Source organism: Kitasatospora sp. cg17-2 (assembly GCF_054031055.1).
Map to the genome: position 1 here is coordinate 3,320,023 of NZ_CM132923.1, position 18,626 is coordinate 3,338,648.

General features: G+C 71.5%; 18 protein-coding genes. 9 read left to right on the top strand and 9 right to left on the bottom strand.

The genetic code is table 11. The annotated features are described in order from the left end of the window. Window positions 1-22 precede the first annotated feature (22 nt). The 4 genes from qcrC to ACW14Y_RS13575 all read left to right on the top strand — a co-directional run bounded on the left by qcrC (window position 23) and on the right by ACW14Y_RS13575 (window position 4,080). Entirely contained in the window at window positions 23-832 is an 810-nt protein-coding gene (qcrC, locus tag ACW14Y_RS13560; protein WP_045938252.1) for a cytochrome bc1 complex diheme cytochrome c subunit, read from the top strand. Continuing rightward, window positions 829-1,899: a cytochrome bc1 complex Rieske iron-sulfur subunit gene (gene qcrA, locus ACW14Y_RS13565; protein ID WP_455583921.1), complete on the top strand. Its 1,071-nt coding sequence runs from the start codon at window positions 829-831 to the stop codon at window positions 1,897-1,899. The genes qcrC and qcrA overlap by 4 nt, the downstream gene beginning before the upstream one ends. Continuing rightward, window positions 1,896-3,557 carry a cytochrome bc1 complex cytochrome b subunit gene (qcrB, locus tag ACW14Y_RS13570; protein ID WP_380302479.1) on the top strand — a complete coding sequence of 554 codons (1,662 nt, stop codon included), beginning with the start codon at window positions 1,896-1,898 and terminating at the stop codon, window positions 3,555-3,557. The genes qcrA and qcrB overlap by 4 nt, the downstream gene beginning before the upstream one ends. A 124-nt stretch (window positions 3,558-3,681) precedes the next feature. Next, window positions 3,682-4,080 carry a GntR family transcriptional regulator gene (locus ACW14Y_RS13575; protein WP_266268944.1) on the top strand — a complete coding sequence of 133 codons (399 nt, stop codon included), beginning with the start codon at window positions 3,682-3,684 and terminating at the stop codon, window positions 4,078-4,080. A gap of 19 nt (window positions 4,081-4,099) precedes the next feature. Here the strand turns inward: ACW14Y_RS13575 and ACW14Y_RS13580 are convergent, their stop codons facing one another. The 4 genes from ACW14Y_RS13580 to ctaC all read right to left on the bottom strand — a co-directional run bounded on the left by ACW14Y_RS13580 (window position 4,100) and on the right by ctaC (window position 8,572). Further along, on the bottom strand, window positions 4,100-5,359 hold the full coding sequence (locus tag ACW14Y_RS13580; RefSeq protein ID WP_456986848.1) for an Ig-like domain-containing protein: 1,260 nt from the start codon (window positions 5,357-5,359) through the stop codon (window positions 4,100-4,102). Window positions 5,360-5,529: 170 nt separating this feature from the next. Next, window positions 5,530-5,946, bottom strand: a complete 417-nt coding sequence (locus ACW14Y_RS13585) for a cytochrome c oxidase subunit 4 (RefSeq protein ID WP_045938258.1) — start codon at window positions 5,944-5,946, stop codon at window positions 5,530-5,532. Continuing rightward, on the bottom strand, window positions 5,946-7,721 hold the full coding sequence (gene ctaD, locus ACW14Y_RS13590; RefSeq protein ID WP_380302472.1) for an aa3-type cytochrome oxidase subunit I: 1,776 nt from the start codon (window positions 7,719-7,721) through the stop codon (window positions 5,946-5,948). The genes ACW14Y_RS13585 and ctaD overlap by 1 nt, the downstream gene beginning before the upstream one ends. Beyond that, the gene (ctaC, locus tag ACW14Y_RS13595) at window positions 7,718-8,572 is read right to left on the bottom strand and encodes an aa3-type cytochrome oxidase subunit II (RefSeq protein WP_380302470.1); all 855 of its coding nucleotides are present in this window, start codon (window positions 8,570-8,572) and stop codon (window positions 7,718-7,720) included. Before ctaC ends, ctaD begins: the two co-directional genes overlap by 4 nt. A 364-nt stretch (window positions 8,573-8,936) precedes the next feature. On the opposite strand from ctaC, the gene ACW14Y_RS13600 reads away from it, so the two are divergent. Beyond that, on the top strand, window positions 8,937-10,331 hold the full coding sequence (locus ACW14Y_RS13600; RefSeq protein WP_456986851.1) for an aminotransferase class V-fold PLP-dependent enzyme: 1,395 nt from the start codon (window positions 8,937-8,939) through the stop codon (window positions 10,329-10,331). Here ACW14Y_RS13600 and ACW14Y_RS13605 read toward each other — a convergent pair. Beyond that, entirely contained in the window at window positions 10,324-11,301 is a 978-nt protein-coding gene (locus ACW14Y_RS13605; protein WP_340631663.1) for a carbohydrate kinase family protein, read from the bottom strand. The two genes, ACW14Y_RS13600 and ACW14Y_RS13605, sit on opposite strands and share 8 nt — an antisense overlap. A gap of 264 nt (window positions 11,302-11,565) precedes the next feature. Between ACW14Y_RS13605 and ACW14Y_RS13610 the strand changes: the two genes are divergently transcribed. Then, window positions 11,566-11,784 (top strand): hypothetical protein, encoded by a 219-nt coding sequence (locus ACW14Y_RS13610; protein WP_045938264.1) that lies wholly within the window; start codon window positions 11,566-11,568, stop codon window positions 11,782-11,784. A 127-nt stretch (window positions 11,785-11,911) separates the two neighbouring features. After that, a complete protein-coding gene (locus ACW14Y_RS13615; RefSeq protein WP_456986854.1) occupies window positions 11,912-12,655 on the top strand; it encodes a hypothetical protein in 744 nt (247 codons plus the stop codon). Between the two features lie 97 nt (window positions 12,656-12,752). On the opposite strand, the gene erpA is transcribed toward ACW14Y_RS13615, so the two are convergent. Next, window positions 12,753-13,106, bottom strand: a complete 354-nt coding sequence (erpA, locus tag ACW14Y_RS13620; protein ID WP_030391519.1) for an iron-sulfur cluster insertion protein ErpA — start codon at window positions 13,104-13,106, stop codon at window positions 12,753-12,755. A 243-nt stretch (window positions 13,107-13,349) separates the two neighbouring features. On the opposite strand from erpA, the gene ACW14Y_RS13625 reads away from it, so the two are divergent. Beyond that, window positions 13,350-14,219 (top strand): GNAT family N-acetyltransferase, encoded by an 870-nt coding sequence (locus tag ACW14Y_RS13625; protein ID WP_380391409.1) that lies wholly within the window; start codon window positions 13,350-13,352, stop codon window positions 14,217-14,219. A 91-nt stretch (window positions 14,220-14,310) separates the two neighbouring features. On the opposite strand, the gene ACW14Y_RS13630 is transcribed toward ACW14Y_RS13625, so the two are convergent. After that, a complete protein-coding gene (locus ACW14Y_RS13630) occupies window positions 14,311-15,678 on the bottom strand; it encodes a pyridoxal phosphate-dependent decarboxylase family protein (RefSeq protein WP_380302459.1) in 1,368 nt (455 codons plus the stop codon). 265 nt (window positions 15,679-15,943) lie between these two features. Between ACW14Y_RS13630 and ACW14Y_RS13635 the strand changes: the two genes are divergently transcribed. Continuing rightward, a protein-coding gene (locus tag ACW14Y_RS13635) for an IS5 family transposase (protein WP_456985092.1) occupies window positions 15,944-16,875 on the top strand; the annotation gives its coding sequence in 2 pieces (ribosomal slippage) (window positions 15,944-16,384 and window positions 16,387-16,875; 930 coding nt in all). 15 nt (window positions 16,876-16,890) lie between these two features. Here the strand turns inward: ACW14Y_RS13635 and ACW14Y_RS13640 are convergent. Beyond that, window positions 16,891-17,355 (bottom strand): Lrp/AsnC family transcriptional regulator, encoded by a 465-nt coding sequence (locus ACW14Y_RS13640; protein WP_266268955.1) that lies wholly within the window; start codon window positions 17,353-17,355, stop codon window positions 16,891-16,893. Window positions 17,356-17,558: 203 nt separating this feature from the next. Continuing rightward, window positions 17,559-18,482: an NADP-dependent oxidoreductase gene (locus ACW14Y_RS13645; protein WP_340631659.1), complete on the bottom strand. Its 924-nt coding sequence runs from the start codon at window positions 18,480-18,482 to the stop codon at window positions 17,559-17,561. Window positions 18,483-18,626: the final 144 nt, after the last annotated feature.

The following is an 18,626-nucleotide window of genomic DNA, read 5'->3' on the forward strand; positions in this document are numbered from 1 at the left end:
ATCCTGACACCGGGGTTATTCCGTGAAAAAGCTCTCCGCACGACGGCGCCACCCACTGGCGGCGCTGGTCGTCCTACTTCTCGCCCTGGCGGCAACCGGGGGGCTGTACGCCGCGTTCGCGCCCGCCGGCAAGGCGCAGGCCGACGTGGCGGCGCAGTCGCTCGCGATCGATGAGGGCAAGAAGCTCTTCGCCGTGGGCTGCTCCTCCTGCCACGGCCTGAACGGGCAGGGCAGCAGCGACGGCCCGAGCCTGGTCGGCGTCGGCTCCGCCGCGGTCGACTTCCAGGTGGGCACCGGCCGCATGCCGGCCCAGCAGCCCGGCGCCCAGGTGCCGAGCAAGCCGAACATCTACTCGCAGGCGGAGATCGACCAGCTCGCCGCCTTCGTCGCCTCGCTCGGCCCCGGTCCGGTCACGCCGACCGAGGAGCAGTACACCTCGACCAACCCGGACGACCTGTCCAAGGGCGGCGAGCTGTTCCGCACCAACTGCGCCCAGTGCCACAACTTCGCCGGCCAGGGCGGTGCCCTGACCCAGGGCAAGTACGCCCCGTCGCTGGAGGGCGTGGACGCCAAGCACATCTACGAGGCCATGCAGACCGGCCCGCAGAACATGCCGTCGTTCCCGGACAGCACCATGCCCGAGGAGCAGAAGAAGCAGATCGTGGCCTTCGTCCGCCACACCACCAACGATGAGCCCAACCCCGGCGGTCTCACGCTCGGCAGCCTCGGTCCGGTGACCGAGGGCCTGTTCGGCTGGATCTTCGGTCTCGGCGCGCTCATCGCGGTCGCGATCTGGGTCGCCGCCCACACCACCAAGGCCAAGAAGTCATGAGCCACGACATGTCAGAAGAGAAGCTCCCGGAGTCCCACGGCTCCGCCGGGCACCACGAGGTGGCCGCCCACGGCGACGCGTTCGCCGACCCGGGCCTGCCGGCCCACGAGCCGCGTCGCACCGACATCGACGAGCGGGCCGCCAAGCGGGCCGAGCGCCAGGTGTCGCTGATGTTCGTCGTCTCGATGCTCGCCACGATCGGCTTCATCGCCTCGTACGTGGCCATCGACCCGGACAAGATCGTCTACATCTGGCCGCTGGGCCACGTCAGCGCGCTGAACTTCGCGCTCGGCATGACCCTCGGCCTGGCGCTGTTCCTCATCGGCGCGGGCGCGGTCCACTGGGCCCGCACCCTGATGTCGGACCACGAGATCCCGGCCGAGCGTCACCCGATCGAGGCCGACGACGAGGTTCGCGCCGACGTCATCGAGCAGTTCCGGACCGGTGCCGCGGAGTCCGGCTTCGGCCGCCGCAAGATGATCCGCAACACCCTCATCGGCTCGATGGCCCTGGTGCCGCTGTCCGGTGTGGTCCTCCTGCGCGACCTGGGCCCGCTGCCCGAGGACAAGCTGGAGCACACCGGCTGGGAGGAGGCGACCGACGCCAAGCCCCTGCAGCTCATCAACATGAACACCAACCAGCCGATGAAGGCCGAGGACATCATCACGGGGTCGCTGACCTTCGCGATGCCCGAGGGCCTGAGCACCCACGACGAGGACTTCCAGCAGCGCATCGCCAAGGACGCCCTGATGCTGGTGCGCATCGCGCCGGAGAACATCAAGGACGACAAGTCCAAGGAGAAGGGCTTCGAGGGCATCCTCGCCTACTCCAAGATCTGCACCCACGTCGGCTGCCCGATCAGCCTGTACGAGCAGCAGACCCACCACGCGCTCTGCCCCTGCCACCAGTCGACCTTCGACCTGGCGGACGGCGCGCGCGTGATCTTCGGCCCGGCCGGCCACCCGCTGCCGCAGCTGAAGATCACCACTGACGAGAAGGGCTTCCTGGTCGCCCACGGCGACTTCGACGAGCCCGTCGGCCCGAGCTACTGGGAGCGTGCTCGATGAGCAGTACGAGCAGCACCACCTCCGGCGCCGCCAAGCCCGCCAGCACGCGCGCCAAGCCCGCGAACAAGTGGGAGCAGGCCGCGGACTGGACGGACGGCCGGCTGGGGATCTACTCCCTCGCCAAGACCAACCTGCGGAAGATCTTCCCGGACCACTGGTCCTTCATGCTGGGCGAGATCTGCCTCTACACCTTCATCATCATCATCCTGACCGGTGTCTACCTGACGCTGTTCTTCAAGCCCTCCATGGGCGAGGTCATCTACGACGGCTCGTACATCCCGCTCAAGGGCATCCCGATGTCCGAGGCGTACGCGTCGACGGTCGACATCAGCTTCGAGGTGCGCGGCGGTCTGCTGGTCCGCCAGATCCACCACTGGGCGGCCCTGGTCTTCGTCGCGGCGATGTTCGTGCACATGATGCGCGTCTTCTTCACCGGCGCGTTCCGCAAGCCGCGCGAGATCAACTGGGTCTTCGGCTTCCTGCTGCTGGTCCTGGGCATGTTCGACGGCTTCTTCGGCTACTCGCTGCCCGACGACCTGCTCTCCGGCACCGGTATCCGGTTCATGGAGGGCGCCGTCCTGGCGACCCCGCTGATCGGCACCTACGTCCAGATGTTCCTGTTCGGGGGCGAGTTCCCCGGCCACGACATCGTGCCGCGGTTCTTCACCATCCACGTGCTGCTGATCCCGGGCATCATGCTCGGCCTGCTGGTGGCGCACCTGATCCTGGTCTTCTACCACAAGCACACCCAGTGGGCGGGCCCGGGCAAGACCGAGAAGAACGTCGTCGGCATGCCGCTGATGCCGGTCTACATGGCCAAGGCCGGTGGCTTCTTCTTCCTGGTGTTCGGTCTGATCGCGGCCATCTCGGCGATCGCCTCGATCAACCCGATCTGGGCGTACGGCCCGTACCGTCCCGACCAGGTGTCCACGGACGCCCAGCCGGACTGGTACATGGGCTTCTCCGAGGGCCTGATCCGCATCATGCCGGGCTGGGAGGTCAGCCTGTGGGGCCACACCCTGAACCTCGGTGTGGCGATCCCGCTGATGGTCCTCTTCCCGATGGTGCTGGTCTCGATCGCCGCCTACCCCTTCATCGAGGGCTGGATCACCGGCGACAAGCGCGAGCACCACATCCTGGACCGCCCGCGCAACGCCCCGGTCCGCACCGCCCTGGGTGCCGCCTGGATCAGCCTCTACCTGGTCCTGCTGGCGGCCGGCGGCAACGACCTGTTCGCCACCCACCTGCACCTGTCGATCAACTCGGTCACCTACTTCGTCCGCGTGGGCATGTTCGTGGTCCCGGTGATCGTCTTCATCGTCACCAAGCGCTGGTGCCTCGGCCTCCAGCGCCGTGACAAGGAGAAGGTGCTGCACGGCCGCGAGACCGGCGTCATCAAGCGCCTGCCGCACGGCGAGTTCGTCGAGGTGCACGCCCAGCTGCCGCAGAAGGACCTGCACAAGCTCACCGCGCACGAGCAGATCGAGCCGTTCGAGCTGCCGGCCGAGACGGACGAGAACGGCGTGGCCCGCAAGGCCAACGTCATCGACCGCACCCGGGCGAAGCTCTCCCGCGGCTTCTACGGCGAGGGCAGCCAGATCCCCAAGCCGACCTCCGAGGAGCACCACGAGATCACCAGCGGCCACGGCCACCACTGATCCCGTACGCACCCCGCGTCGCACCCCGAGGGCCGCCGACCAGAGTTCTTCTGGTCGGCGGCCCTCGGGCTTTCCCGTACCCGGGGGCGCCCCGCGGTGCCCCGCCGAACGTCAGGAGCCCTCTGTGCAGCTGTCCGTCGACCCCGCCTCCGGCACTCCCCCGTACGAGCAGATCCGGGCCCAGATCGCCGAGCAGGCCCGGACCGGTGAACTCGCGACCGGACTGCGGCTGCCCACCGTCCGCGCGCTGGCCGAGCGGCTCGGACTGGCGGCCGGGACGGTCGCCCGCGCCTACCGGGAGCTGGAGGCGGACGGGGTGGTGGAGACCCACGGCCGGCGCGGCACCCTGATCGCCGCGGTCGGCGACTCCGCGCACCGGCTGGCCGCCGCGGCCGCCGCCGAGTACGCGGAGCGGGTCCGACGGCTCGGGGTGCCGGCGGCGGACGCCCTGGCCGCCGCCGACAACGCGCTGCGCCTGGCCTACCGGGAGGAGAGCTCCGCGGAGGGCCCGGAGGGCCGCTGAGGGCCCTCGGGGCCCGTGCTCAGAGCTGCGGGGCGATCATCCCGCCGGCGGGGGCCCTGGTGGCCGGTGTGGTGGTGCTGACGGGCTGCCCGAGGGCGCTGTGCCCGACCCACTCGCCCCAGCCGACGTTCCAGTCCCCGAAGCCGTTGCCGAACGGCTCCATGCTCTTGCCGCGGCTGTTCACCACCGTCACCAGGTCCCCCACCCTGGTGTTCTGGTAGAACCAGTGGGCGTTCTCGGTGCTCATGCCGGTACAGCCGTGGCTGACGTTCTCCACCCCCTGCGAGCCGACCGACCAGGGCGCCGCGTGCACGTACTCGCCGCTCCAGGTGACCCGGGTGGCCCACTCGACGTCGAGGTCGTAGGACTCCTGGCTGCCGACCGCTATACCGATCGTCTCGCCGCTCATCCGGACCTTGCGCTCCTGGCCGAGCACCACCTTGACGCCGTTGCGGGTGTCGAAGCCGGGCTTGCCGGTGGTGACCGGGATCGTCCGGACCACCTGGCCGTCGCGCTTGAGGGTCAGCTCGTGGGCGGCCGCGTCGACCACCGTCTCGACCCGCTCGCCGATCCGCATCGCCAGGGCCGCCCGGTCGCCGCCGTACAGGCCGTCGGAGATCCGGCCGCCGGTGGCCTCGAAGGCCAGCGCGACGACGGTGCCGGTGGGCCAGTAGTCCTCGGGGCGGAAGTGCAGGTTCTTGTCGTCGACCCAGTACCAGGCGCCGGTCACGGCGGGCTGCGAGGTCACCGTCAGCGCCCGCTCCACCTCCTGGCGCGCCTGCGGGTCCTTGACGGCCTCGGAGAGCTGCACGGTGAGCGGCTGGCCGACCCCGTAGACACCGCTGCCGGAGGAGTCGGGGCCGAGCTTGGCGGTCAGCAGCCGCTGGGCGGCCAGGGTGGCGAAGCCGGAGGTGGTCTCGCCGCGCCCGCCGCTGCCGTCGTCGGCGGCGATCCGCACGGTGTAGGCGGTGGCCGCCTTCAGCCGGCCGGTGGTCTGCCAGCTGCGCTGGTCCTCCGAGAGCCGCCCGGCGACGATCCGGCCGTCCGGGCCGACCACGGTGACGTCGGTCAGCCGGCTGCCCGGCTCCGCGGTGACCGTCACCGGCTGCGAGGGGTCCACCTTGTCCGTGGCGGAGAGATGGACCAGCCGGGCCGCGTCGACCTTGCGGACGGAGTCCGCGACCTCCTCGCCGCCGGAGCTGCAGCCGGCCAGCGGGGCCAGCACTACGAGGGCCAGCGTGATGCCGCCTAGACCCGCGATTCCGCGCCTGTCGGCCATGACCGCCTCCCAGGGTTTCGCACGATTGGTCAGATCGTAGGAACCCCCTCCGGCTGAGCGACATCCGAACGGCGTCCGGTTGGGCCGGCGGGGTGAGGCCGTCACTCCGGGGACGCAACAGGGCCGGGCTTCCCGTGCGGGAAGCCCGGCCCTGTGGGAGAGAACCGGTCCTACTGGTTCTGGTTCTCGCCCCGGTAGAACTCGAAGACCCAGCCGAAGAGGCCGATCAGGATGACCGGGATCGACCAGTACAGCAGCCACCAGCCGAAGATCACGCCGAGGAAGGCCAGCGCGCCGCCGACCGCCAGCGAGAGCGGCTGCCAGCTGTGCGGGGCGAAGAAGCCCAGCTCGCCGGAGTCGTCCGCGACCTCGGCCTCGGGGTTGTCACCCGCGCCGCTGTCCACCCGGCGGGCGGTGAAGGCGAGGTAGTACCCGATGAAGGCGCACAGCGCGAAGGCGAGGAACAGCGCGGTGGTACCGGCGGCCTCGATGCCGTGGTCGGAGCTGTTGGTCCACAGGCCGTAGGTGATCGCCATGGCCAGCACGAAGACCGCCAGGCCCAGGAAAATCTTGCCCTGTTCCCTCATCAGGCGTCGCCTTCCTTCTTGCCCTTGCCGAGCTTCGGGGCGTCGTACTTCGCCGGGGTCACACCGGCGAAGTGCTTGGCCGGCTCACCGTGGTACTCCAGGTAGTCCAGCGCGGCGATCTCCGGGTAGTGGAGGTCGAAGGCCGGGGATTCGGAGCGGATCCGGGGCAGGGTGAGGAAGTTGTGCCGCGGCGGCGGGCAGGAGGTCGCCCACTCCAGCGAACGGCCGTAGCCCCACGGGTCGTCGACGGTGACCTTCTCGCCGTACTTCGCCGTCTTCCACACGTTGTAGAGGAACGGCAGGATCGACAGGCCGAGCAGGAACGAGCCGATGGTCGAGACGGTGTTCAGGGTGGTGAACCCGTCCGAGGCCAGGTAGTCGGCGTAGCGGCGGGGCATGCCCTCCGCGCCGAGCCAGTGCTGCACCAGGAAGGTGGTGTGGAAGCCGATGAACAGCGTCCAGAAGGTGACCTTGCCGAGGCGCTCGTCGAGCATCTTGCCGGTCATCTTCGGCCACCAGAAGTGGAAGCCGGCGAACATCGCGAAGACGACGGTGCCGAAGACCACGTAGTGGAAGTGGGCGACGACGAAGTACGAGTCCGAGACGTGGAAGTCGATCGGCGGGGAGGCCAGCAGGACACCGGTCAGACCACCGAAGAGGAAGGTGACCAGGAAGCCGACCGTCCAGAGCATCGGGGTCTCGAAGCTCAGCGAGCCCTTCCACATGGTGCCGACCCAGTTGAAGAACTTCACACCGGTCGGGACCGCGATCAGGAAGGTCATGAAGGAGAAGAACGGCAGCAGTACCTGCCCGGTGACGTACATGTGGTGGGCCCACACCGTCACGGACAGACCGGCGATCGCGATGGTGGCCGCGATCAGGCCGGAGTAGCCGAACATCGGCTTGCGGCTGAAGACCGGGATGACTTCCGACACGATGCCGAAGAACGGCAGCGCGATGATGTACACCTCGGGGTGGCCGAAGAACCAGAACAGGTGCTGCCAGAGCAGCGCTCCACCGTTCGCCGGGTCGAAGACGTGCGCCCCGAACTTGCGGTCCGCCTCCAGGGCGAACAGCGCGGCGGCGAGCACCGGGAAGGCCAGCAGGACCAGCACGGCGGTCAGCAGGACGTTCCAGACGAAGATCGACATCCGGAACATCGTCATGCCGGGCGCGCGCATGCAGATGATCGTGGTGATGAAGTTGACCGCACCGAGGATCGTGCCGAAGCCGGAGAAGGCCAGGCCCATGATCCACATGTCGGCGCCGATGCCCGGCGAGCGGACCGCGTCCGAGAGCGGCGCGTAGGCGAACCAGCCGAAGTCGGCCGCGCCCTGCGGGGTGAGGAAGCCGGCCACCGCGATCAGCGAGCCGAACAGGTACAGCCAGTAGGCGAACATGTTCAGCCGCGGGAACGCCACGTCGGGCGCGCCGATCTGCAGCGGCATGATCCAGTTCGCGAAGCCGGCGAAGAGCGGCGTCGCGAACATCAGCAGCATGACCGTGCCGTGCATCGTGAACGCCTGGTTGAACTGCTCGTTCGACAGGATCTGGGTCCCGGGACGAGCCAGCTCGGCGCGCATGACCAGGGCGAGGATGCCGCCGATCAGGAAGAAGGCGAACGACGTGCCCAGGTACAGCGTGCCGATCGTCTTGTGGTCAGTGGTGGTCAGCCACTTGATGATGGTGGAACCCGGCTTCCGGGTCCGCTGCGCCCCGACCGTGACGGCCCCGGCGCCCCCGCCGGCCGCGGCGGGCTCGTTGAGGATGGTCACTTCTCTTCACTTCCCATGGTCGTGATGCCGGAGGGCACCGCGCCGGTCTGACCCTTGGCCCTGAGGTCCTTCAGGTGCTGGTCGTACTCGGCCCGGTCGACGACCTTCACGTTGAACAGCATGCGCGAGTGGTCGACGCCGCAGAGCTCGGCGCACTTGCCCTTGTACTCGCCCTTGACGGTCGGGGTGACCTCGAACTTGTTGACCACGCCCGGCACGACGTCCATCTTCATCATGAAGTTGATGGGCCAGAAGTCGTGGATCACGTCACGCGAGGTGAGGCGGAACTGCACCGTCTCGTCGACCGGCAGGTACAGGGTCGGCGGCTCGCCGGGGGTACCCACCTCGTACGCGGCCTGCTGGTTGGCCGGGTCGGGGTTCTCGGTGTTCTCGTAGTTGAACGCCCAGCTCCACTGGAAGCCCACCACGTTGACGGTGTGCTGCGGCTTCTCGGAGACGGCGATCAGCTTCGACTCGTCGCGGGCGACGAAGTAGAAGAGGACCGACACGATGATGATCGGGACCGCGGTGTAGAGCGCCTCGATGGGCACGTTGTACCGGGTCTGCGGGGGGACCTGCACACCGGTGCGGCTGCGCCGGTGGAAGATCACGCTCCAGATGATCAGACCCCACATCAGTACGCCGACCACCAGCGCCGCGATCCAGGAGCCCTGCCACATGTGGAGGACCATCGGCCCTTCCTTGGTGACGGGGCTCGGGAGGCCAAGCCTGGGGAGGTCGTTGGCCGAGCAGCCGGTGGCGGTCGCGATGACGAGGCCCAGTGCCAGCGCCTGAGGCAGCTTCCGCCGCATCGTGCGCCGCGGCGAGCGGTCGGAGCCGTTGGGACTCACGTAGCGCCTTCCCGAAGTCTCGCCCGCCTTCGCGTCGCCCCGAGGAGGCTTTCGCTCCCCGGCGACCCGACCACGGGCACGGTTTGAATGCTTATGCGGGCCAAACCCTACTCCAGCCTTATGCGCTGCTGACGGGCAGGTCCCAGTAACGCGCCGCCCGGACACCCGATCAGGCCCGGCAGGGGCTGCGCCGCAGGTCATCCTAGGCATTAGGGGTCCGTACGCCCGATCGAGGGATGACCTCGGACAACGTGGTGACGCCCCGTCGGGAGCGGACTATCCGGACATTCGGGATGATCGACTGACGGGGGGTGAGCCGCCGGAGGAACCCCGGACACGGCGGCCGGTGTCGTTAAATGTGACCGTGTACTTCGATGTGGCCTCCACCGCACCGCTCCACCCCGTCGCGCGGCAGGCGCTGACCGCCGCCCTGGACGAGGGATGGGCCGACCCCGCCCGGCTCTACCGCTCCGGACGCCGGGCCAGGATGCTCCTGGACGCCGCCCGGGAGACGGTGGCCGAGGTGATCGGCTGCCGGGCCGACGAGATCGCCTTCACCTCCGGCGGGACCCAGGCCGTCCAGCTCGGGGTGCTGGGCGCGCTGCGCGGCAACCGGCGGCGCGGCGGGCACCTGGCGCACTCCGCCGTCGAGCACTCCAGCGTGCTGCACAGCGCCGAACGGCACCTCGCCGAGGGCGGCGAGGTCACCTCGGTGCCGGTGGACCGGCACGGCCGGGTGGACCCGGAGGTCTTCGCCGCCGCGCTGCGGCCGGACACCGCGCTCGCCGTGCTGCAGTCCGCCAACCACGAGGTCGGCACGGTGCAGCCGGTCGCCGAGGTGGCCGCGCTCCGCGGCGAGGTGCCGCTGCTGGTGGACGCCGCGCAGAGCGTCGGGCGGGTGGACCTGCCGACCGGCTGGTCGCTGCTCACCGCCAGCGCGCACAAGTGGGGCGGACCGGCCGGGGTCGGGGTGCTCGCGGTGCGCAAGGGCGTCCGCTACGTCTCGCCGCTGCCCGCCGACGAGCGGGAGGCCGGCCGGGTGCCGGGCTTCGTCAACGTGCCGGCGATCGTCGCGGCCGCGGCCTCGCTGCGCGCGGTACGGGCCGAGGCGGACCAGGAGAACGCCCGGCTGCACGAGTTGGTCGAACGGATCCGGGCCCGGGTACCGCGGCTGGTGCCCGAGGTGGAGGTGGTCGGCGACCCGGTGCGGCGGCTGCCGCACATCGTCACCTTCTCCTGTCTGTACGTGGACGGCGAGGTCCTGCTGGGCGAGCTGGACCGGGCCGGGTTCGCCGTCTCCTCCGGCTCCTCCTGCACCTCGTCCACGCTGACCCCGAGCCATGTGCTGGCCGCGATGGGCGTGCTCACCGAGGGGAACGTCCGGATCTCGCTGCCGTTCGGCACCACCGGGGCGGACGTGGACCGCTTCCTGACCGTGCTGCCGGAGCTGGTGGCCGGCGTCCGCGCGCCGCTCGGCCTGGACCTGCCCGCGCCCGCCGCGGCCCGGGAGCCCGACGGGGGGCCGCTGGTCCTGGACGCGCTGGGCAAGCGCTGCCCGCTGCCGGTGATCGAGCTGGCGAAGCGGATCGGCGAGGTCCCGGTGGGCGGCACGGTCGTGGTACTGGCCGACGACGAGGCCGCCCGGCTGGACGTCCCGGCCTGGTGCGGGATGCGCGACCAGGAGTACCTGGGCGAGGCCCCGGCCGCCGAGTACGGCGGCGACCGGGGTTCGGCCTACCTGGTGCGGCGGGTCAGTTGACCAGGTGCGCCCGGACGTCGGCGCCGGCCTCGTCGCCGTAGGCCGCGACGAAGCGCTGCAGGAAGTCGTGCGGGCGCAGCTCGTACTCCTGGGTGCCGACGGTCTCGATCACCAGGGTGGCGAGCATGCAGCCGAGCTGGGCGGCGCGCTCCAGCTCCAGCCCCCAGGAGAGGCCGGCCAGGAAGCCGGCCCGGAAGGCGTCGCCGACACCGGTCGGGTCGGCCTTGGCGGTCTCGGGCGCGCAGCCGACCAGGATCGGGGACTCGCCCTTGCGCTCGATCCGGACGCCCTTGCTGCCGAGAGTGGTGATCCGGGTGCCGACCCGGGTGAGGATCTCCTCCGCGTCCCAGCCGGTCTTGGACTCGATCAGCGCGGCCTCGTACTCGTTGGTGAAGAGGTACGCGGCGCCGTCGACGATCTGGCGGATGTCGTGGCCGTCGAGGCGGGCCAGCTGCTGCGACGGGTCCGCGGCGAAGGCGTAGCCGCGGGTGCGGCACTCCTGGGTGTGGCGGACCATCGCCTGCGGGTCGTCGGCGCCGATCAGCACCAGGTCGAGGCCGCCGACGCGGTCGGCGATCGGCTTGAGCTCGATGTTGCGGGCCTCGGCCATGGCACCGGTGTAGAACGAGGCGATCTGGTTGTGGTCCTCGTCCGTGGTGCACATGAAGCGCGCGGTGTGCCGGGTCTCGGAGATGTGGACGGACCGGCAGTCCACGTTGTTGCGCTCCAGCCAGCTGCGGTACTCCGCGAAGTCCGCGCCGGCCGCGCCGACCAGGACCGGGCGCAGGCCGAGCACGCCCATGCCGAAGGCGATGTTCGGCGCGACGCCGCCGCGGCGGATGTCGAGGGTGTCGACCAGGAAGGACAGCGACACGGTGTGCAGCTGCTCGGCGACCAGCTGGTCGGCGAACCGGCCGGGGAAGGTCATCAGGTGGTCGGTCGCGATCGAACCGGCGACGGCGATACGCACGGGGTCTCCTCAGGATGGCAGCGGGGCCATGGAACAGCGGGGGTGGAACCCACCCACGGTACCCGGCGGGCCCGGGACCCCAGCAAGACGCCGGGTGCGATCCCGGCCGTCGGCTGTCACCCGCCACCCCCGAAGGTGTACTACCACGGGGTAGCTCTGGTGGCTGCCGGACACCCGGCCTAGGGTCGCAGTCAGGGGCTCCTCCCGGCCCCGACCGGGACCGTGGCGACGCCGCCACGGCAGGTGGATCGGAGTTGATGGCCGATGTTGCCCAGTCACCACCCGCTGCGGGTTCCGCCCGCCCTGCTCGGCGACGCCGACGGGGAGTCGCTCGACGCGCTGGTGGACTCCTCGCACCGGCTGCGGCGGTTCTGGCCGCTGCTGGCGACCGGTCCGCAGGACAGCGCGCCGGCCGGCTCCGGCTTCCGCGTCCCCTCCCGGGCCCGGCGCGTGGTCGCGTCGATGCCCGAGTACGGACCCTGATCAGCGCTTCCCGAGGGTGCCCCGGGTGCGGCCGGGACGGGCGGGGAACCGGAATCGTCCGGGCCACGTCACATCCCCGCGGTGCGGCCGCCAAGGCGTACCGCTGAGCCCTCGGGAGGAAGTTCAGATGGATCTGGAGAGCATGCCCAGGCGTTCCGGCCGGGCCCGCGCCACGGCGCTGGCCGGCCTCGCCCTGGCGGCGGTGGTCGTCCTGGCCGGGTGCGACGGCGGGACCAGGACGGCCTCGGACACGGCGACGACCGGCGCGGAGCGGGCCCCGGCGAGCACGTCCGCCTCGCCGGGCGCGGCCACCGGCAGCGCCGATCCGGCCGCCCCGGCCACGACCTCGGCCCCGTCCGCACCGGCCCCGGTGACCACACCGCCGGTCGACCCGACGGCCACCCTCTCGGACCCCCGGCCGAGCGGTCCGGCCACGCCCACCAAGCCGCCGGCCCCGCCGTCGCAGCCGACTCCGGCGCCCACTCCCCCGGGCGGCAACGGCATCGCCGTGGGCGAGCCGCCGCCGAACGGCTCCGGGACCGGCTCGCCGGTGCACCCGGCGATCACCTACCGGGTGGACGGCAACAAGCTGACGGTCTGGTTCTACGGCGGGATCTGCCAGCGGTACGCGCTCAAGGCCGACGAGTCCAAGCCGGGCCGGGTGGACGTCCGGGTGACCACGGCGGCGCCGGTCCCGGCCGGGCAGGCCTGCGCCGACCTGGCCAAGCGGCAGACGGTGACGGCCGACCTGAAGCAGCCGCTCCAGGGCCGGGCGGTGACCGATCTGGCCACCGGGCAGGAGGTGCCGCTGGAGGCCGACGCCAAGATCGGCCCGGATCCGGTGGTCCCGGACGTCCCCGGCAACCCGTGACCCCGGAGCGGTCTCCGCGCGGACACGACGAAGGCGGCCCCCGGATTCCGGGGGCCGCCTTCGCGTCGGAGCTACGGGCCTACCGGCCGCGGACCGACTAGCTGAACGAGTCGCCGCAGGCGCAGGAGCCGGTGGCGTTCGGGTTGTCGATCGTGAAGCCCTGCTTCTCGATGGTGTCGACGAAGTCGACGGTGGCGCCGCCCAGGTACGGGGCGCTCATCCGGTCGGTGACGACCTTCACACCGTCGAAGTCCTTCAGCACGTCGCCGTCGAGCGAGCGCTCGTCGAAGAACAGCTGGTAGCGCAGGCCCGAGCAGCCGCCGGGCTGGACGGCGACGCGCAGCGCCAGGTCGTCCCGGCCTTCCTGCTCCAGCAGGCCCTTGACCTTGGCCGCGGCGGCATCGGTGAGGAGGATGCCACTCTCGACGGTGGTCTCGTCCTGGACGGTCATCTGCGTTCTCCCGGTCTTGACGACGGTCTGCCGCCAGTACCAACCGACGGCCGTCCGGATTCATTTCCCGGACGACGGAGTGTTTTCGGTGGATTCACGGCGGCGGTGTTCCGTGGGCCGGGCGTGCACCCGTTCCCCATACGCCTTCCATGCTCGCACACCGGCGGACATCGGCCGCATCCGCTCGGACCGATCCGGGCGAACCGGCCCCGCGGCGGGGGCCCGGCGGTCAGGATGGTGGGTATGCTCCTGCGCCCGCTCCAGGACTCCGCCGCCGACGCGGAAGCGGTCCGGCACATCTCCGCCGCCGCGTTCGCCTCGCTCCCCGACGCCCCTCCGGTCACCGGACCGCCCCCGCCGTCGGTGTTCCAGCTGGCCCGCACCAGACACCTCGCGCGCACCGATCCGCAGGGCTGCTGGGTGGCCGAGCTGGCCGGCGAGCCGGTCGGCGCGGCGCTCGCGCTGCGCCGCGAGGGCGTCTGGGTGCTGGCGCTGCTCGCGGTGCTGCCGCAGGCCCAGGGCAAGGGGGTGGGACGGCTGCTGCTGGAGCGGGCCCTCGCCCACGGGCGCGGCTGTCTGCGCGGGATGCTGTGCGCCTCGCCGTCACCGGCGGCGGTGCGGCGGTACCGGCTGGCCGGGTTCACGCTGCACCCGGCGATGCAGCTGACCGGGCGGGTGGACCGGTCCCGGCTGGTCGACCCGGGCGACCTCCCGGTGCATCCCGGCAACACCACCCACCGGCACCTGCTGGACTCGGTGGACCGGCGGCTGCGCGGCGCCGCGCACGGCCCGGACCACGAGCTGCTGCTCGCGCACTGCGAGGAGGTGCTGGTCGCGGACACCCTGGCCGGCAGCGGCTACTGCTACCGGGAGGGCGGCGAGGTGCGGCTGCTGGCGGCCACCTCCAAGCGGATCGCCACCCGGCTGCTGCGCGAGGCGCTGGCCCGGGTGCCGGAGGGGGTGGAGGCACGGGTGGAGGCGCTGACCGCCGAGCAGGAGTGGGCGCTGGACGTCGGCCTCGAACTGGGCCTGTCCGTGGAGACCCGGGGGTACCTGGGGCTGCGCGGGATGCGCCCGCCGGCGCCGTACATCCCCAACGGCGGGCTGCTGTAGCGCCGGACGCGCGCGACCCCCGCCGGGCCGGGGCCGGGCGGGGGTCGGTGCGCTTCGGGACGGGTGCGCCGCGGGCGTCGGGGCGCGGGCGTCACTCCATGGTGTCGAGGATCTCCTTGACCATCTCCATGGTGGTGCCCGGGTGCAGGAAGGCGAAGCGGGCGACCGTCTCGCCGTCCCAGCCGGTGGGGGTGACGAAGCCGATCTGGTCCGCGAGCAGCTGCTGCGACCAGCGGTAGTAGTCCTCGTTGGTCCAGCCGTTGCGCTTGAAGCAGACCGCGGACAGCTGCGGGTCGAACAGCAGCTCCAGGTGCTCGCTGTCGCGGATCAGCTGCGCGGTGTCCCGGGCCAGCGTCAGGCCGGCCTCGATGGCGTCGGTGTACGCCTGGACGCCGTGCACGGCGAGCGAGAACCACAGCGGCAGGCCGCGGGCGCGCCGGGTCAGGTGGTAGGCGTAGTCGGTGGGGTTCCACTCGTCGCCCTCGGTGTGCAGCACGTCCAGGTAGGAGGCGTCCTGGGTGTGCACGGCGCGGGCGAGCTGCGGGTTGCGGTAGATCAGCGCGGCGCAGTCGAACGGCGCGAACAGCCACTTGTGCGGGTCGACGACGAAGGAGTCGGCGTGCTCGATGCCGTTGTAGCGCTCCCGGACGGAGGGGGCGAACAGGCCCGCGCCGCCGTAGGCGCCGTCCACGTGGAACCACAGCCCGCGCTCGCGGGCGACCTCGGACAGGCCCTGGAGGTCGTCGACGATGCCCTCGTTGGTGGTGCCGCCGGTGCCGACGACGGCGATCACCGTCTCCGGGTTCGGGTCGGCGGCCAGGGCGGCGCGCAGCGCCTCGCCGGTGAACCGGCGGTCGACGGTCGGGACCTTGAACGCCTCGACGCCGATGATGTTGAAGGTGTTCTTGACCGAGGAGTGCACCTGGTCGGCGACGGCGATCCGCAGCCGGGCCTCGGGCCCGACGCCCAGCCGGCGGCGGGCCGTGTCCCGGGCGACGACCAGGGCGGAGAGGTTGCCGGCCGAGCCGCCGGACACGAAGGTGCCGCCGGCCGAGTCCGGCATGCCCGCACGGTCCGCTATCAGTCGCAGCACCTGGTTCTCGGCGGCGATCGCGCCGGCCGCCTCCAGCCAGGAGATGCCCTGCAGCGAGGCGCAGGAGACCACCATGTCGAAGAGCAGCGCGGCCTTGGTGGGGGCGCACGGGATGAACGACAGGTAGCGCGGGCTGTCGGCGGAGATCACCGCGCGGGAGAGCTCGTGGTCGTAGAGCTTGAGCACGTCGGCCGCGTCGTTGCCGTCCTGGTTGAGCAGGCCGGACAGCTGGGCGCGCAGGTGCTCGCCGTCACCGGGGTGGTCGAGCGGGACGGGGTCGTACTGCAGCCGCTCGCGCATGTAGTCGAAAACCAGGTCGACCAGGTCGCTGTCGGGCCGGTGCATGCGGTCGGGGGCTGCGGACACGGGTGTCCCTCTCGGCTGTGGGGGTCGGGGAGGGTCCGGTGGAACGGGGGGGTTGGCACCGCACGGCCGGACATGATCAGCGTAGGCAGCCCCGGGCTCTCCCCGCGCGTCGGAACGCGGCCGGTCGGGCAGCTTTCCGGCGTCTTCGGCGGGCCCCGCGCAGGATTCCTGCGCGGGGGGCGAAATGGGCCGAACAGGGAGGTTCCAGCTAGGACTTGTCCGGTCGATCATGTGACTATCGCCTGCCTTGCTCGTTGGTCCGGGCATGGGGCGGGGAGATCTCACAGATGCCGAGTGGGAACGGCTGCGGCCGTTCCTGCCGGTCAGCAACAGGCGTTGCGGTCGGTGGCGGGACCATCGGCAGGTGATCGACGGGATTCTGCACCGGGTACGGACCGGTGTGCACTGGCGTGACCTGCCCGAGCGGTTCGGGCCGTGGAAGACGGTCTACGAGCGCCATCGGCTGTGGTCGGCAGACGGGACCTGGGAGCGTCTGCTCCAGCGGGTCCAGGCGGAAGCGGACGAGGCCGGCGACATCGACTGGGACATCTCGGTCGACTCCACCATCGTCCGGGCCCACCAGCACGCGGCCGGTGCCCGTACCGATCTGCCACCAGCCCTTGATTCAAAGGGGGCTGGGCCGGGGGAACACCAGGTCGAGACGCCGTGGCAGAGCCTCGTCGCCCGCCTGGCGGAGGTGGTGGCGGAGGCGAGGGCCTGGGCCGCTCGCGGGGCGGGTTCACCACCAAGGTCCACCTGAGCGCGGACGGCCGCTGCCGCCCGCTGTCCCTGGTCATCACCGCGGGACAGCGGGCGGACTGCACGCAGTTCGAACCCGTGCTGGAGAAGATCCGTGTCCCGCGGAGCGGTCCGGGCAGGCCTCGCAAGAGGCCCGACAGCCTTGCCGCCGACAAGGGCTACAGCAACGGGCCATGCCGCGACTACCTGCGCAGGCGCGGCATCCGGCACACCATCCCGGAGAAGACCGACAGCTGGGCCGTCCGCCTGCGCAAAGGCTCACGCGGCGGGCGACCGCCGGGCTTCGACGAGGAGCGGTACAGGAAACGCAACACCGTCGAACGGGCCATCAACAAGCTCAAGCACGCCAGAGCCGTCGCCACCCGATACGACAAACGCGGATACGTCTACCTCGGCACCGTCACCGCAGCAGCCCTCGTCATCTGGCTCCGCACATGATCGCCCGGACGGAACCTAGCCGATCAGCTGGGAGAGGACCACCGAGGAGCGGCTGCGCTGGACGCCGGGCTCGCGGCGGATCCGCTCGATGACCGCCTCCAGGTGGCGCATGTCGGCGGCCCGCAGGTGGACCAGCGCGTCCGGATCGCCGGTGACCGTCCAGGCCGCGACCACCTCGGGGAACTGCCGCAGGCTGGCGAGAATCTCCTCCGGGGCGGTCCGTTCGCGGCAGTAGACCTCGACGAAGGCCTCGGTCTGCCAGCCGAGCACCGAGGGGTCGAGCACCACGGTGAAGCCCCGGACCACCCCGCGCGCCCGCAGCCGGTCGATCCGGCGGCGGACGGCGGTGGCGGAGAGGTTCACCTGGAGCCCGATCTCGGCGTACGAGGCGCGGCCGTCCCCGGCCAGCCGGGCGAGCAGGAGGCGGTCGGTCTCGTCCAGGGAGGCCCCGACCGTCTCGTTCGCGCGGCTGCTGCTCATCGGTGCGGGGCTCCACGGGTCGTGCGGCGTCGGGATCGGGGCGGGCCTCGCCCGCCGGGGGACGGCGGTGGGCCGCCGAAACGGTTCGGCTCCATTCTGGCGGATGTCAGGAGCGAGTTCACCGCTGACGGATGACAACGGGAGGACGACCGTCCGTCGGCCGGGCGCCGCTCGGCCGGTCGAACGGTCAGCCGCCGGGCCGGTCAGCCGGTGAGCAGGACGATCTTGCCCCGGGTCCGGCCCTCGGCGCTGAGCGCCTGGGCGGAGGCGGCCTGGGCGAGCGGGAAGGTGGAGGCGACGGTCACGGTCAGCCGCCCCTCGTCGGCGAGCGCGGCCAGCTCGGCCAGCCCGGCCGCGTCCGGGCGGACCCAGACGTACCGGCCGCCGCGGGCCTTCACTCCGAAGTCGGCGACGGAGGCGATCCGCGCCGGGTCGGCGACCAGTCCGGCCGAGACCTCGACGGCGTCGCCGCCGACCAGGTCCAGGGCCGCGTCCACCCCCTCCGGCGCCAGCGCCCGCACCCGCTCGGCCAGCCCCTCGCCGTACCGGACCGGCTCGGCGCCGAGCTCGCGCAGATAGTCGTGGTTGCGCTCGCCGGCGGTGCCGATCACCCGGGCCCCCAGGGCGCGGGCGATCTGGACGGCCAGGTGACCGACCCCGCCGGCGGCGGCGTGGACCAGGACGGTGTCGCCGGGGCCCGTGCCCACCGCCCGCAGCGACTGGAGGGCGGTGAGCCCGGCCAGCGGCAGTCCGCCGGCCTGCGCCCAGTCCAGCGCGGCCGGCTTGCGGGCCAGGGTGCGGACCGGCGCGGCCACCAGCTCGGCATAGGTGCCGTGCTCGACCGTGTCCTTGCGCACATAGCCGTAGACCTCGTCGCCGGGCGCGAACTCGGTGACGCCGCCGCCGACGGCCCGGACCACGCCCGCCGCGTCCCAGCCCATCACCAGCGGGAAGTGCGCGTCGAGCAGGCCGTCCAGCAGCCCGTCCCGCACCTTCCAGTCGACCGGGTTCACCCCGGCCGCCCTGACCTGCACCAGTACCGAGTCCGGGCCGACCTTCGGGTCGGGCAGGTCGGTGTACTCGACCTCTTCGGGGCCGCCGTAGCGGTGGATCGCGATTGCCTTCATGCCACCAGCGAAACCCGGCCGGTCCTGGATCCGGTTCCGGCCACGCCGGACGGGCCCGGGAAGGCTCCGAACCGGCGAGCGGTTCTCGTCACATCGACAGGACGGCCATCGTCACTCTGACGCTAACCGGTTATCATAGATTGC